Origin of the sequence: Thalassobacter stenotrophicus (assembly GCF_001458315.1) — a bacterium.
Classification (GTDB): Bacteria; Pseudomonadota; Alphaproteobacteria; order Rhodobacterales; family Rhodobacteraceae; genus Thalassobacter; species Thalassobacter stenotrophicus.
Map to the genome: position 1 here is coordinate 34308 of NZ_CYRX01000029.1, position 13336 is coordinate 47643.

At 60.5% G+C, this 13336-nt stretch carries 14 protein-coding genes; 8 read left to right on the top strand and 6 right to left on the bottom strand.

The genetic code is table 11. The features are described from left to right. The first annotated feature begins 18 nt into the window (after positions 1-18). From THS5294_RS09780 to lpxK, 6 genes are all read left to right on the top strand, one after another. A complete protein-coding gene (locus THS5294_RS09780) occupies positions 19-639 on the top strand; it encodes a class I SAM-dependent DNA methyltransferase (RefSeq protein WP_058123622.1) in 621 nt (206 codons plus the stop codon). 78 nt (positions 640-717) lie between these two features. Then, positions 718-2064: a TldD/PmbA family protein gene (locus THS5294_RS09785; RefSeq protein WP_058123623.1), complete on the top strand. Its 1347-nt coding sequence runs from the start codon at positions 718-720 to the stop codon at positions 2062-2064. Continuing rightward, positions 2051-2830 carry an inositol monophosphatase family protein gene (locus tag THS5294_RS09790; protein ID WP_058123624.1) on the top strand — a complete coding sequence of 260 codons (780 nt, stop codon included), beginning with the start codon at positions 2051-2053 and terminating at the stop codon, positions 2828-2830. The genes THS5294_RS09785 and THS5294_RS09790 overlap by 14 nt, the downstream gene beginning before the upstream one ends. A 65-nt stretch (positions 2831-2895) precedes the next feature. Then, a complete protein-coding gene (locus THS5294_RS09795; protein WP_038007547.1) occupies positions 2896-3141 on the top strand; it encodes a DUF4170 domain-containing protein in 246 nt (81 codons plus the stop codon). Positions 3142-3145: 4 nt separating this feature from the next. Beyond that, the gene (locus THS5294_RS09800) at positions 3146-4432 is read left to right on the top strand and encodes a 3-deoxy-D-manno-octulosonic acid transferase (protein WP_058123625.1); all 1287 of its coding nucleotides are present in this window, start codon (positions 3146-3148) and stop codon (positions 4430-4432) included. After that, positions 4432-5391, top strand: a complete 960-nt coding sequence (gene lpxK, locus THS5294_RS09805; RefSeq protein WP_058123626.1) for a tetraacyldisaccharide 4'-kinase — start codon at positions 4432-4434, stop codon at positions 5389-5391. The genes THS5294_RS09800 and lpxK overlap by 1 nt, the downstream gene beginning before the upstream one ends. On the opposite strand, the gene THS5294_RS09810 is transcribed toward lpxK, so the two are convergent. Both THS5294_RS09810 and THS5294_RS09815 read right to left on the bottom strand, forming a co-directional pair. Next, a complete protein-coding gene (locus tag THS5294_RS09810; RefSeq protein ID WP_058123627.1) occupies positions 5388-6044 on the bottom strand; it encodes a DsbA family protein in 657 nt (218 codons plus the stop codon). The two genes, lpxK and THS5294_RS09810, sit on opposite strands and share 4 nt — an antisense overlap. 31 nt (positions 6045-6075) lie before the next feature. Next, positions 6076-6585 (bottom strand): DUF721 domain-containing protein, encoded by a 510-nt coding sequence (locus THS5294_RS09815; RefSeq protein ID WP_058123628.1) that lies wholly within the window; start codon positions 6583-6585, stop codon positions 6076-6078. A 70-nt stretch (positions 6586-6655) separates the two neighbouring features. Here THS5294_RS09815 and mutY point away from each other — a divergent pair, with 70 nt between their 5' ends. Next, positions 6656-7675 carry an A/G-specific adenine glycosylase gene (gene mutY, locus THS5294_RS09820; RefSeq protein ID WP_058123629.1) on the top strand — a complete coding sequence of 340 codons (1020 nt, stop codon included), beginning with the start codon at positions 6656-6658 and terminating at the stop codon, positions 7673-7675. A 61-nt stretch (positions 7676-7736) separates the two neighbouring features. Here mutY and THS5294_RS18590 read toward each other — a convergent pair whose 3' ends face one another. After that, positions 7737-8045, bottom strand: coding sequence for an HNH endonuclease (locus THS5294_RS18590; protein WP_072936806.1), 309 nt, complete (start codon positions 8043-8045; stop codon positions 7737-7739). Positions 8046-8107: 62 nt separating this feature from the next. Here THS5294_RS18590 and THS5294_RS09825 point away from each other — a divergent pair, with 62 nt between their 5' ends. Further along, a complete protein-coding gene (locus THS5294_RS09825) occupies positions 8108-9256 on the top strand; it encodes a TIGR03862 family flavoprotein (protein WP_116904576.1) in 1149 nt (382 codons plus the stop codon). Here THS5294_RS09825 and holA read toward each other — a convergent pair. From holA to leuS, 3 genes are read right to left on the bottom strand one after another with little or no spacing between them, the layout of a single operon-like run. Further along, complete coding sequence (gene holA, locus THS5294_RS09830) at positions 9241-10263, bottom strand: DNA polymerase III subunit delta (RefSeq protein ID WP_058123631.1); 1023 nt, start codon at positions 10261-10263, stop codon at positions 9241-9243. The two genes, THS5294_RS09825 and holA, sit on opposite strands and share 16 nt — an antisense overlap. Then, a complete protein-coding gene (gene lptE, locus THS5294_RS09835) occupies positions 10260-10739 on the bottom strand; it encodes an LPS assembly lipoprotein LptE (protein WP_058123632.1) in 480 nt (159 codons plus the stop codon). Before lptE ends, holA begins: the two co-directional genes overlap by 4 nt. Then, positions 10726-13272, bottom strand: a complete 2547-nt coding sequence (leuS, locus tag THS5294_RS09840; RefSeq protein WP_058123633.1) for a leucine--tRNA ligase — start codon at positions 13270-13272, stop codon at positions 10726-10728. The genes lptE and leuS overlap by 14 nt, the downstream gene beginning before the upstream one ends. Between the last annotated feature and the right edge of the window lie 64 nt (positions 13273-13336).

Sequence of the window (13336 nt, forward strand, 5' to 3'; positions counted from 1 at the left end):
AAGTGCGAAATTGTTAACATGACGGAGCGTTCACTAGAAACGGCATATCGCCTTAGGACACCCGAAGACTCGCGCAAGCTGTATGCGGCTTGGGCGCGGGACTACGACTCCAGTTTTGCTGCTGCGATGGATTATCAACTGCCGTTTTCGGTGGCCCAGACTTTTGCCGAGCTTGGTGGCAAAGGTCCTGTTCTTGATGTGGGTGCGGGCACTGGGCTCGGTGCATTTGCGTTGCGGCAGCAGGGTGTGCACCAGATCGATGGCACTGATATCTCCACCGAAATGCTGAGCGTTGCTGACGAAAAAAACTTGTATGAGCGGACATTTATCGCCGATATTACGGCGGGTATGCCTGTGCCTGACGGTGCTTATCGCGGTGTGATCAGCAGCGGCACCTTTACCCTTGGCCACCTTGGTCCGCTCGCACTACCAGAGGTCCTGCGGGTGATTGCGCCGGGTGGTTTGGGTGTGATCTCTGTCGGGTTGGCGCACTACCGCGCGGCTTCGTTTGACCTTGCGATTGCGGACCTGCCCGAGAACATTCGCGTGACCGAAATTGAGGTGCCGATCTATGGCCCCGATCACCAAGGTAGCAACGGGACCGATGCCGCGATCCTAATTTGCGCCTACGTCAGTTAACACTCGTTAACAGCCGTCAGCCTTGCACGCACCGCCCTTGCGGACTACCTCAGTGAAGACCTCGATCAAGGACTTCCCATGACGCAATCGCTCTCTGACCTGACCAAAGCGCTCCTTTCGGCTGCAAAAGCTGCGGGGGCTGACGCCGCTGATGCCTTGGCCGTGGACGGCACATCCGTGAGCATTGATGTGCGTGGCGGCGCGTTGGAACATGCCGAGCGATCCGAGGGGGTCGAAATTGGCCTGCGGGTTATGATGGGCAAGCGGCAGGCCTGTGTGTCGGCATCGGATACGTCCGCCGCGACACTGGCGCAGATGGCCGAGCGGGCGGTTGCTATGGCCAAAGAAGCCCCGGAGGACCCCGTAATCGGACAAGCAGACCCCGATGATTTGGCGAAAAACTGGGATTTGGACGCGCTTGAATTGGCGGAAAGTGCGGAGCCACCAACCCCCGCTGAGCTTCAGGATATGGCCGCGCGGGCTGAGGCTGCGGCGCTCGCGTATGATGGTATCGCGCAGGTATCGGACGCTGGTGCGGGATATGGTGGCCGCCGGCTTCACCTCGAAATGTCGAATGGTTTTTCAGGTGGTTATCAGCGCACAGGCACCAGCCTAAGCGTTGTGGCCATCACCGGGACGGGCACCGAAATGGAGCGTGACTACTACGGCGACAGCCGTATCCATGCCGCCGATTTGGATGCGCCCGAATTAATCGGCCGGATGGCTGCTGAGCGGACATTACAACGTGCAGGCGCGCGCAAACCGCCAACCGGCGCCTACCCAGTGCTGTACGATGAACGCGTCGCCAACAGCCTGATCGGTCACCTGATGGGTGCTATTAACGGCAGTTCCGTGGTGCGCGGGGCGTCGTTCCTGCGCGATGCCATGGATACGCCGGTTCTGCCGGACGGCATGACCCTGTGGGAGGATCCCACCCTCGCGCGGGTCAACGGCTCCCGTCCCTTTGATGGTGAGGGCCTGCCCGTTTCACGTAGGGATATTGTGGCTGACGGGGTCCTCAAGGGCTGGGTGCTGGACCTGGCCACTGGCCGCAAGCTTGGCCTGGCCTCAACGGGCAACGCCTCACGCGGGACGTCCGCACCGCCCAGCCCTTCTGTATCGAATTTGCGGATAACGCAGGGCACCCAAACGCAGGCAGAGCTGCTGGCTGAAATGGGGACAGGGCTTTTGATTACCTCGATGATCGGGTCCTCGATCAACGCGACTACGGGTGATTATTCCCGCGGTGCCTCGGGGTTTTGGGTGGAAAACGGCGAAATCACCTATCCCGTGAATGAATGCACGGTGGCCGGTAATCTGCGCGATATGCTGCGGACCATGACGCCCGCGAATGACGCGCGGATGCATCTGACCCGCGCGATTCCGTCGATGCGGGTAGAGGGGCTTACGATTGCCGGAGCCTGATCTCGCGCTCCTACGCGATGCCGCAAAGGCCGCGGGAGAGATAGCCGCCAAGCACTTTCGCAAAGACCCCGAGGCGTGGGACAAAGGCGCGGGCCAAGGCCCCGTGACAGAAGCCGACATTGAGGTCGACACCATGCTGCGTGAGGAACTAACCGCCGCGCGCAGCGACTATGGCTGGCTGTCAGAAGAAACCGCCGACAACGCCACGCGCCTTGATCGGAGCCGCGTTTTTGTTGTCGACCCGATTGATGGCACCCGCGCGTTTATGAATGGCAAAACCGGGTTTTCCCATGCACTCGCGGTGGTTGAAGATGGCGTGCCCATCGCCGCAGTCGTCTACTTGCCGATGTTGGATTTGATGTTCACAGCGGCGCGCGGGCAGGGTGCCACGTTGAACGGTATGGCGCTGGGCACATCATCGCGCACTGCGCTGGATGGGGCGCAATTGTTGGGCAACAAGAAGATGTTCGCGGAAGAGCATTGGGGCGGGCCATTGCCTGTCACGCAACACTTTCGGTCTTCGCTGGCCTACCGCATGGTTTTGGTGGCTGAGGGCGCATTTGACGGGATGATCACGCTGCGCCCCTCATGGGAATGGGACATTGCGGCGGGCGATTTGATCGCGCGCGAGGCGGGCGCCACCGTGACCGACCAAAGGGGCACACAATTGCGCTTTAACAACCCGCACCCACAGGTCAACGGCGTGCTTGCCGCGCCCGCAAATGTGCATCAGGGGTTGATGGCGCGTTTGGTCCCCGCGACCTGAGCGCTTCTTGACGTACCAAGGTCAACGCCTATGGTGCCCGCAAAGTGACCCGAAAGGAGCCTCCTATGGTTCAGCGACTACATCTCGTCTTTGGCGGCGAACTGGTGGACCCGACTAAGAATGTCTTCAAAGACGTGGAAGCCATTCACATCGTTGGGATGTACCCGAACTATGCCTCGGCCTACGATGCGTGGAAATCTGAGGCTCAGAAAACCGTCGATAACGCGCACATGAGGTACTTCATCGCCCATATTCACAGGCTTCGGGATGAGGAGGCAGCGGCCTCCCCCACCGAGGAGCTGGACACCTAAGCTGATGGCACGCTCACTGGCTTTGGCCGCTTATCTCGCGTGGTCCGCCCGCGCGGCCCCCTTTGCTGAGGGCAAGCTAAAGGCCCGCCTCGCTGATGGTAAAGAGGACGCCGACCGGCTGCCTGAGCGTAAGGGCATTGCAGGGAGAGCGCGCCCCAAGGGACGTTTGATTTGGATCCACTGCGCCTCCGTGGGCGAGTCAATTTCTGTGTTGGATGTAGTGCGAGGGCTTATCGAGCAGGACCCAGACCTGAATATCTTGATGACGACCGGCACTGTAACGTCGGCACAATTGATGGCCAAACAACTGCCTGAGCAAGTAATCCACCAATATGTGCCGCTGGACGCCACGCTTTTTGTGCGCCGTTTTCTGGATCATTGGCGCCCGAACCTTGCCGTCTGGACCGAGAGTGAGCTGTGGCCATCGCTGATTCATCACACGCACGCACGCGGCATCCCCTTGGCGTTGATCAATGCACGCATGTCCGATCAGAGCTTTTCCAAGTGGAAGTGGTTTTCCGGTGCGGCAGCCAGTTTGCTGCAACGGTTTGACCAAATTCGCGCCCAAGATCGAGAAACGGCTCGTAAACTACGCCGTCTCGGGGCGAAAGGCAGTGCGGTTCGTGTGACCGGCACGCTCAAGGAAGGTGCCGCCCCACCACCTTGCGCAGAGGTGGACCGGGCGGCGTTTGCCGCGCAACTGGCGGGACGACCCTGTTGGCTCGCGGCCTCTACGCATCCCGGTGAAGAGGCGCTGGTGGCGCAGGCGCATAAGTATGCGCGCCGCGCGTCATTGCGGCTTTTGTTGATCCTCGCGCCTCGGCATCCGGAGCGTGGCGATGCGATTGCCGCTGACCTGCGCGCAGACGGGTGGAACGTCGCACAACGCTCTGCCGATGAAAATTTGACCGAAGACACCCAGATTTATCTGGCCGATACGCTGGGTGAAATGGGCCTGTGGTTCCGGGTTTGCCCGGTGACGTTTCTGGGCGGATCATTGGTCCCGATCGGTGGGCACAATCCGTTCGAGCCGGCGGGTTTGGGATCTGCGATCCTGACAGGGCCGCACACGGATAATTTTCGCGAAATCTTTGGGCGCTTGGCGGATGGCAACGCGATGCGGCTTGTGTCCTCGGCTGATGATCTGGGCCAGCAAGTGGATGCTGCCCTGTCCCCAGAGGAAGCCGCGCGTCTTGCACATGCCGCGTGGGAGGTTGTGTCCGACGGGGCGGAGGTGGTCGATGAAACGGTGAATGCCCTTTTGGCGATGATAGAAAAGGCGAAACGCTGATGCGCGCGCCTAGTTTCTGGACGCGCCCCCCGGGGCTGTGGTCTGCGTTGTTATCACCACTTGGTGCCATCTATGCGGCAGCGACGGCGCGGCGGTTGGCCAAGGGCGCGCCGGTGCGATTGCCCGTACCTGTTGTATGTGTTGGCAACCTAAACGCGGGCGGCACGGGTAAAACGCCGACCGTTATTGCATTGATGCAGCGCCTTACGGAATGGGGCGTTGCGGTGCACGTTGTCTCACGTGGGTATGGCGGATCGGCGACAGGGCCAGTGCAGGTCGACGTACGCAAACATCGTGCCGAAGTTGTCGGGGATGAGCCACTTTTGATGGCGGCCTTTGGTCCCGTTTGGGTGGCCAAGGATCGCGCCGCAGGGGCCAAGGCGGCCGTCGCGGCTGGTGCGCAGATTATCCTGCTGGACGATGGGTTTCAGAACCCTGCGCTGGAAAAGGACCTGAGCATTGTGGTGGTCGACGCCCGCCAAGGGTTCGGCAACGGTAAGGTTATTCCGGCGGGCCCTCTGCGTGAACCCATCGCAACGGGCCTTGCGCGGGCTGACTTCACGCTCAGCATCGGCGCGGCTGAGGATCATGTGAATATTCCCGGCCCACCTCAGCTGCGCGGGACGCTTGCGCCCCTGCCCACGGGTATGAGTTGGCAGGGCGTGCCTGTCTTCGCCTTTGCGGGCATCGGCCAGCCGGAGAAATTCTTTCGCACTTTGAAAGCGCTTGGAGCGGACCTGCGCGGGACCGAAGCCTTGTCGGACCACCAGCCGCTGACCCAAGCGCTTTTGACTCGTTTGGGCGATAAAGCCGCCAAACTTTCCGCTCAGCCGGTCACAACGGAAAAGGATGCCGTCCGACTGCCACCCGCCCTGCGTGGGCGGGTGATGACGCTGCCGGTTCGGCTAGAGATTGAGGATTGGGCCCCGCTAGAGGCCCGTCTGCGCGCGCTGCTTTAGCTGGCGGCGTCGACCAATTCACCCAGTCTGCTGAGCGACATGTTGCCGGAATGCATAGTGCCGTTGATCAGGAATGACGGCGTGGATTGAATGCCATCGCGGCCCGCATTGTCCTGATACCAAGCCACAAGCGATTGAGCCATGTCGGCGTCCTGCATGCAGGCGTCTAGCGTTGTGCTGTCCATACCGGCTTGAAGGCCAATCTTCTTAAGCGCATCTGCTACCAGCGCGGGCTGGGATTGGCGCGCCCAGTCACCTTGGGTGGCGTAAACCAAATCGATCAATCCAAAGTACCGGTCCGCCCCGCCACACCGCGCCATCATCGAGGCCCACAACCCGTACCGGTCAAAAAAGACTTCGCGATGTGTGAAATGTGCTTTGCCGGTGTCGATGTATTCCGCTTTGAAGTCCTTGAACGTATCGCGGTGGAAATTCGCGCAATGTGGACAGGTGAATGAGGCGTACTCGACCACTTTGACCGGTGCGTTCGGGTCGCCAATGGTCATGTCTTCGATGGTGATCGACCCCTCTTGGGCATTGGCGCGCAGGTCAAACGCTGGGGGTGTCGTGCCCTCGGCGTGGGGCCAATAGCTGTATGCGACGCCAGCGGCAGCTGCGGGGATCATGATCATGAGCGAACGACGGTTCAGCATCGGGGGGTCTCCGGTTCTTTAGGGGGCCGCATTATCGGCTTTGTTTTGAGATGATGTTTGCGCCAAGGTGTTCAAGAGCGGCGCGTAATCCTTCGTCTTGCACATCCGAGGTGTGGATGGCGGCTTTGCTGCGGTTGGCATGTTGCTCTTGGGCCGAAAGGCTGGGTGTTTTGGGGCGCGCTTGGAATGAAACCTGACCTTCGGCAAAGCCGGTGGGGGCCGTTTGAGTGATGCGGATTTTGCCAATTGCATTGTAGCCGTAGCAGGCATTCACGCGTTCACGGATGCCGGGCTCTTGCATCTTGAGGATCGGAGCCATTGCCCCCGTTGTCAGCAGGGTAAGGGTCGCGCCGACATGTGTGCGCGTGTATTTCACATCAACGGGGCGGCACATTGAGGCTGTTTCTGGGCCGACGATGTCATCCCAATGGGTCAGGATGCGGGTTTCCGCAAAGCCACGCTGTCCGGTCACGGCGCGGACTTTTTGATCCACCAGTGTGCTGGTCCGCCGAAATCCTTTGGAACGCCGTGCAGGCTGCATGTGGTTGTCTCCCCGAGTCGTCCTATCCTACACCACGGTGAGCAGAGGGGAACAAGGGCTGTGATAACCAATGCGTGAGCAATTAAGCGAAGATTTGTTAGGGTGGTACGACCAACATGCGCGGGTGATGCCGTGGCGCGTGGGACCTGCCGCTCGCGCAACCGGAGAACGGCCCGATCCCTATGGCATTTGGATGTCCGAGGTGATGTTGCAGCAAACCACCGTCGCTGCGGTGCGGGATTATTGGCGTAAGTTCATGGCGAAATGGCCAACTGTGTCGGATTTGGCGGCGGCTGAGGACGCCGATGTGATGGCCGCATGGGCAGGGCTTGGGTACTATGCGCGCGCGCGTAACCTGTTGAAATGCGCGCGCGTTGTGGCCGCAGATCATGGTGGGGTGTTTCCTGATACGGTTGAGGCGCTGCTGAAGCTGCCGGGAGTTGGCCCGTATACGGCGGCTGCTGTCGCCTCTATCGCGTTTGATGCGCCGGCAACGGTTGTAGATGGAAACGTGGAGCGGGTGATTGCTCGTTTGCGTTTAATTGAGACGCCGCTTCCCAAGGCCAAACCAGAAATCACCGAGGCTGCCGAAGCGATCACGCCACAGGACCGGCCCGGTGACTATGCGCAAGCGATTATGGATTTAGGGGCGACGATCTGTACGCCACGGAACCCGGCTTGTGGGATTTGCCCGTGGTCCACGCCCTGTCTCGCGCGGGCGCAAGGCGTGCAGGCTGAGTTGCCCAAGAAACTGCCGAAAAAGACGAAGCCAACGCGCCATGGGTATATCTATCTTGCGCGGCGGGGGGATCATTGGCTGGTGGAGCAACGCCCCGATAAGGGGTTGTTGGGGGGGATGATCGGGTTCCCGGGGTCTGATTGGTCAGATGATCCTGCGCCAGCGGCACCCTTTGCTGCCGATTGGCGCGAGGTGGGCGAGGTCCGCCATACGTTCACGCATTTTCACTTAGTGTTGCGCGTGCACACAGTGGAGCAGTCATCTGGGGGTGTGGAGTTCCAGCCCGTCGTTCGGGATGATTTGCCGACGGTATTTCGCAAGGCGTTGGATCTGGTGTCAGCTTACGAATAGGGGGCTTTGCCCCCGTCGGCCGAGGCCGCCTCCCCCAGGATATTTGAGAACCAAAGAGGGGTTAGCGTTTTTTCCAGCTTCGGCGGCCGCCAGGTGTTTTGGAGTGAAAGTCCGCGGGCCGTTTGCGGATCCATGCGATGAATTTGGCCAATCGTGGGTGGGTGCGGAGGGTTTCGGGGGTGTTCCAGAGGCGGGCGAGTTCTGCCTCGGAGGCGCTTGCATGAATTTCGTTGTGGCAGATTTGGTGGACAAGGACCGTGGGTCCGCCTTTGCCGCCGCGAAGTTTTGGCACAAGGTGGTGCCAGCTTTGTGGAGCGTCCGGCGGAACCGGCCGTTCACAGAGCGCGCAGATGGGATGTGGTTCGGACATTAGGCTGGCTCCGGTCGTGTGTCGGGCCTAATGGTGGAGTTATGTTGGATTTGGACAAGAGCATGGATGCGTTGGTCATTGGCGCGGGACCTGCCGGGTTGATGGCAGCGGAGGCTTTGGCCCGAGCTGGGCGCAGGGTGGTCGTGGCGGAGGCTAAGCCGTCGCCTGCGCGTAAATTCCTAATGGCGGGCAAATCTGGGCTGAATTTGACCAAGGTTGAGGCTGAATTTGGGGCGGCTTACGCGGAAGCCGAGGATTGGTTGGCGCCGATGTTAGCCGAATTTGGGCCTGAGCAGGTGCAGGAATGGGCCCTTGGTTTGGGGCAAGAAGTGTTTACTGGATCTACGGGGCGGGTGTTTCCCATTGCTATGAAAGCCTCACCACTTTTGCGGGCGTGGTTGGCGCGCTTGGATGAGTTGGGCGTTGTGTTGTGGCGCAATTGGCGTTGGACCGGGTGGGATGGTCCATCTGTGTGTTTCGAAACACCCGAAGGCGCGGTGGCTGCGCGCCCCGAAGTGACGGTTTTGGCGTGTGGCGGGGCATCATGGGCGCGGCTTGGCTCTGACGGGGCATGGGCGGATTGGTTGGGGCAAGTTGCCCCGTTTCGACCCGCGAACATGGGGTTTTGCGTGGATTGGTCCGACCATATGCTGCGTCATTTTGGGACCCCGGTTAAGAATTGCGGCCTGCGCGTTGCGGAGCGGATGCATCGAGGTGAGATTGTTGTTTCGGCCCGCGGGTTAGAGGGCGGAGGCATTTATGCGATCTCCCGCGCGCTGCGAGAGGGCGCGGGGCTGGCGCTGGACCTGAAGCCCGATCTGTCACGTGATGAGGTGGCCGCGCGGTTGGCACGCCCGCGAGGGAAGGCCAGTGTTGCAACTCACTTGCGGAAGGCGCTGGGCCTTACGCCAGTACAAATCGCACTGTTGAATGAGTTTGCCCGACCGTTTCCGGATGATTTGGCATCCGTCATCAAAGCCCTGCCCATCCCGCTTGGTCCGCCACGCCCTATGGATGAGGCGATTTCAACTGCTGGTGGGGTGCGGCGCGATGCCTTGGATGATCAGTTTATGCTGCGGGACAGGCCGGGCACGTTTGTTTGCGGTGAAATGCTGGATTGGGAGGCACCTACGGGCGGCTACCTTCTAACGGCCTGTTTTGCGACCGGGCTTTGGGCTGGACGGCATGCCGCGAACTATCGGTTGGCATAAACCGCAAGGCGCAGCAGGGTCCGTTCCATCACCGCCATTTGCGGTGCCATGGAGGACGAGCGCAGGGTTAGGTCAGCGGTTGTCAGCTCGCGCAGGGCGTCTTGGAGTTTATGCACGCCCCACTGCTGCGCCTGACGGGCCATCCGGTCACGCCGGGGGCCAAAGACGGGCGGTTTTGCGCGGCTAAGCCCTTGGGCTGCGCCGCCGGGGTCACAGGCGGCCGCGTACAAGGTGCGGAAATGTCGGGTGGCTCCAATGCACAACGCCACGGCCTGCACGCCTTGGCCGCCTAGCTTTTGGATCAAGGGGCCGATTTCATTGCCGCGACCCTCCGCGCTGGCGTGGATCACGTCATCAAGGGCCGCCTCAATCGTCACAGGCGCGCAGTTTGCGACGTCTAGAGGGGTTACTGGGGTTGTGTCGCCGCGTTTGTACAGACCCAGCTTTTCGACGGTTTGGCGAAAGTCACCGGGGTCCAACGCCCGCGAAAGCGTGTCAAGATCGCGGTGCGCCTCATTGCTGATTTGCTCTAGTCCTGCGGCGCGCAAAGCGGCTTCGATTTCCTCACGCGAGGGTGGATCATCATAGAGGCCCACGGCATAGGCTCGGCGATGGCCTTCAAACGCTTTGCGCAGTTTTGACGTCGCGCGGAGCGAGCCGCAGGTCACGATCAAAGACGCGTCACCGTCTTGCCATTCCGCCAATGCGTCGATGATCGGGGCGGCCAAGGCTTCGGTCGCGTCTTCAATGAAGACCACGCGGGGTCCGGGAAAAAAGCCGTGCGCCTTGAGGCCGTCTAGGGCGGCGGCGGGGTCTTTGCGCAGATCGGTAGCGGGCATCCGGCTGAGCCGCATCTCGGCCTCACCCTCGGGACCTACAAGCGCAGCGACCACTTCTTGGCGGCGCAAAGCCACGCGCATCGCATCCGCGCCATAGATCAAAAGACCTGCGATCCCCGCCTCTGGCTTGGCGAAAAACCGTGTGGCCTGTGCGCCCGCCAGCTTCATGTGAGAGCAGGGTCCACGAGCAGTTGCGCCACCAGCTTATCCGCAAGGATAACCATCAAACGCGCGCTTGCGTCCCGCTCTGAGGCGAGTGTCGAAATGGTCGAGCCGCTTGCCGAGTAGGATGTGAAGCCGGTCACAACGCCCTCGGTGACCGGATCATCGGCGCCGAGGGGGCGAACGGCATAGGTCAGGGTGCCTTGCACATTGAAGCGGGTCACAAAGTTAGAGCCGGTGATGGCCAGCCCGCTTTCACGCGTGGTGATCACATAGGACAGATCGTAGCGCGGTGCGTTTGAGCGACCCAGCCGCTGTTCCATTTGGGCTACGAAATCAAAGCTATCGCGCGTGTTGGGTGCATCCATACGTATCGCATCGCGAATGCCATTGACCCCTCCGTCAGGCCCATACACAGGGGTAAAGCCGCAGCCAGCAAGAGCTGCAGCCCCCAACAGTACGTTTCGTCTAGATGACCACATTCACGATCCGCCCCGGCACCACGATCAGCTTTTTGGGCGTGCCGCCGTCCAAAGCCTTGACCACAGCTTCATCCGCGAGCGCCAGCTTTTCAACCTCATCCTTGGGAAGGTCTTTGGCGATCTTTAGCTCAGAGCGGCGTTTGCCGTTGATCTGGATGGGCAAAGTGATTGTGTCTTCGACCAACATGGCGGGGTCGGCTTTGGGCCATTCTGCGTTAAGGACAAACCCTTCGCCATCGAGCAAAGCCCAGATTTCCTCAGCCAAGTGCGGGGTCATGGGCGACATCAGTTGTGCCAACGTCCGGCATGCAATGCGGCGGGCTTCGGCCCCTGCATCGGATTTGTTGAGCGTGTTGGTAAAGCCATAAAGCTTCGCCACCGCCGCGTTGAACGCAAAGCCATCAATGGCTTGGGTGACCTCTTGGATGGTTTTGTGCATGGCGCGCAGCAATTCGGCGTCTGCATCGTTGGCCGCACGATCCGCCCGCGCCACGTCTGAGGCGATGCGCCAGACGCGTTGCAGGTGTTTGTACGACGCTTCCGCGCCGGATGCGGTCCACTCAACGTCCCGCTCGGGGGGCGAGTCGCTCAGCACGAACCAACGAGCCGTGTCCGCGCCGTATTGCGCAATGATCGCCTGCGGATCGACCACGTTGTTCTTGGATTTGGACATTTTGGCGGACGGGATGATGTCGACCTCGGTGCCGTCCTCAAGAAAGCCTTTGCCTTCGCGCAGTTCGACTTCCTCGGGGTAGTGATACTTTGGCCGACCGTCTGCACCGGTTGTTTTGAAAATCGCGTGGGTGACCATGCCTTGGGTGAACAGCGCGTTGAACGGCTCTTTCGCGCTTTCGGGGAGGTGGCCAGTGACCTGCATCGCCCGGGCAAAGAACCGCGAATAGAGTAGGTGTAAAATAGCGTGCTCAATCCCGCCGATGTACTGATCGACGTTCATCCAATAGTCGACCTCGGCCATGTCCGTGGGGGTCGTTGCGCGCGGCGCGGTGAAGCGCGCGTAATACCAAGACGAATCGACAAAGGTGTCCATCGTGTCGGTTTCACGCTGAGCTGCGCCACCACATGTGGGGCAGGTCGCGTCACGCCATGCCGGATGGCGGTCTAGTGGGTTGCCAGGTACGTCAAAGCTGACGTCATCAGGCAGCGCGATGGGCAGGTTTTCTTTCTTTTCAGGAACCACACCGCAGGTGGCGCAATGCACCACAGGAATGGGGCAGCCCCAATAGCGTTGGCGGCTCAGGCCCCAATCGCGCAGGCGGAACTGCTCAACCCCTTTGCCCCAGCCAGCGGCCTCGGCGAAATCGATTGTGGCCTCAATGGCCTCTTCACCCGTCGCGATATCCAGCCCGGCAAAGTGATCGACCCAGCGCACACGCTCAGTCTTGGTCGGCACAAAGGCCTCTGCCTCAACGGGGGTCGCATCCTCTAGGCCAAAGAAGGTGTCGATCACCGGCAGATCGTACTTGCGGCAGAAATCGAGATCACGCTGATCATGGGCGGGACAGGCAAAAATAGCGCCCGTGCCGTAATCCATCAGAATAAAGTTCGCGATCCAGACGGGCAGTTCCCAGTCGGGGTTAAGCGGGTGTTTGACCCGAAGCCCAGTGTCATAGCCCAGCTTTTCCGCCTTTTCGACGGCTTCGGCGGTGGTTCCGCCCTTGCTGGCCTCTTTGATAAAGGCTGCAACCTCGGGGTTTTCTTCCGCCATCGCTTTGGCAATGGGGTGACCGGGCGAAATACCAACAAAAGACGCGCCGTTCAGGGTGTCGGGGCGGGTGGTATAGACCTCAATCGGATCGCCCCCATCAACACGCTCAAACCCAAATTGCAGGCCCCGCGATTTGCCGATCCAGTTTTCCTGCATCAGCTTCACCTTGGGTGGCCAGTCGTCCAGATCACCGATGGCTTCTAACAGCTCATCCGCCATGGATGAAATGGCAAAGAACCACTGCGTCAGCTCCTTGCGCTCCACCTCAGCGCCGGACCGCCAGCCTTTGCCGTCTTCGACCTGTTCGTTGGCCAGAACGGTCATGTCCACGGGGTCCCAGTTCACGACGGCCTTCTTGCGGTACACAAGGCCCGCGTCCAGCATGTCTAGGAACAGTGCCTGCTGCTGGCCATAATACTCCAGATCGCAGGTCGCGAATTCGCGGGTCCAGTCGATGCTCAGGCCAAGGGGTTTCATCTGGCCACGCATCACGTCGATATTGGCGTAGGTCCAATCCTTGGGGTGACCACCGGACGCCATCGCGGCATTCTCGGCAGGCATGCCGAACGCATCCCATCCCATCGGGTGCAACACCGAAAAGCCACACGACATCTTATACCGCGCAATTACGTCGCCCATCGTATAGTTGCGCACGTGCCCGATGTGGATCCGGCCCGAGGGGTAGGGGAACATCTCTAACACATAGTATTTGGGCCGGTTCGGATCGACCTTGGCCTCAAAAACCTGCGCGGCATCCCATTTCTCTTGCCACTTTGGCTCAACTTCGGAGGTTTCATACCGGCTCATGGGATATCCTTCTTAAACGCGGGCCGCCCTTTAGTGTGGCGTGCTCACGGGACGCATAAAGCGC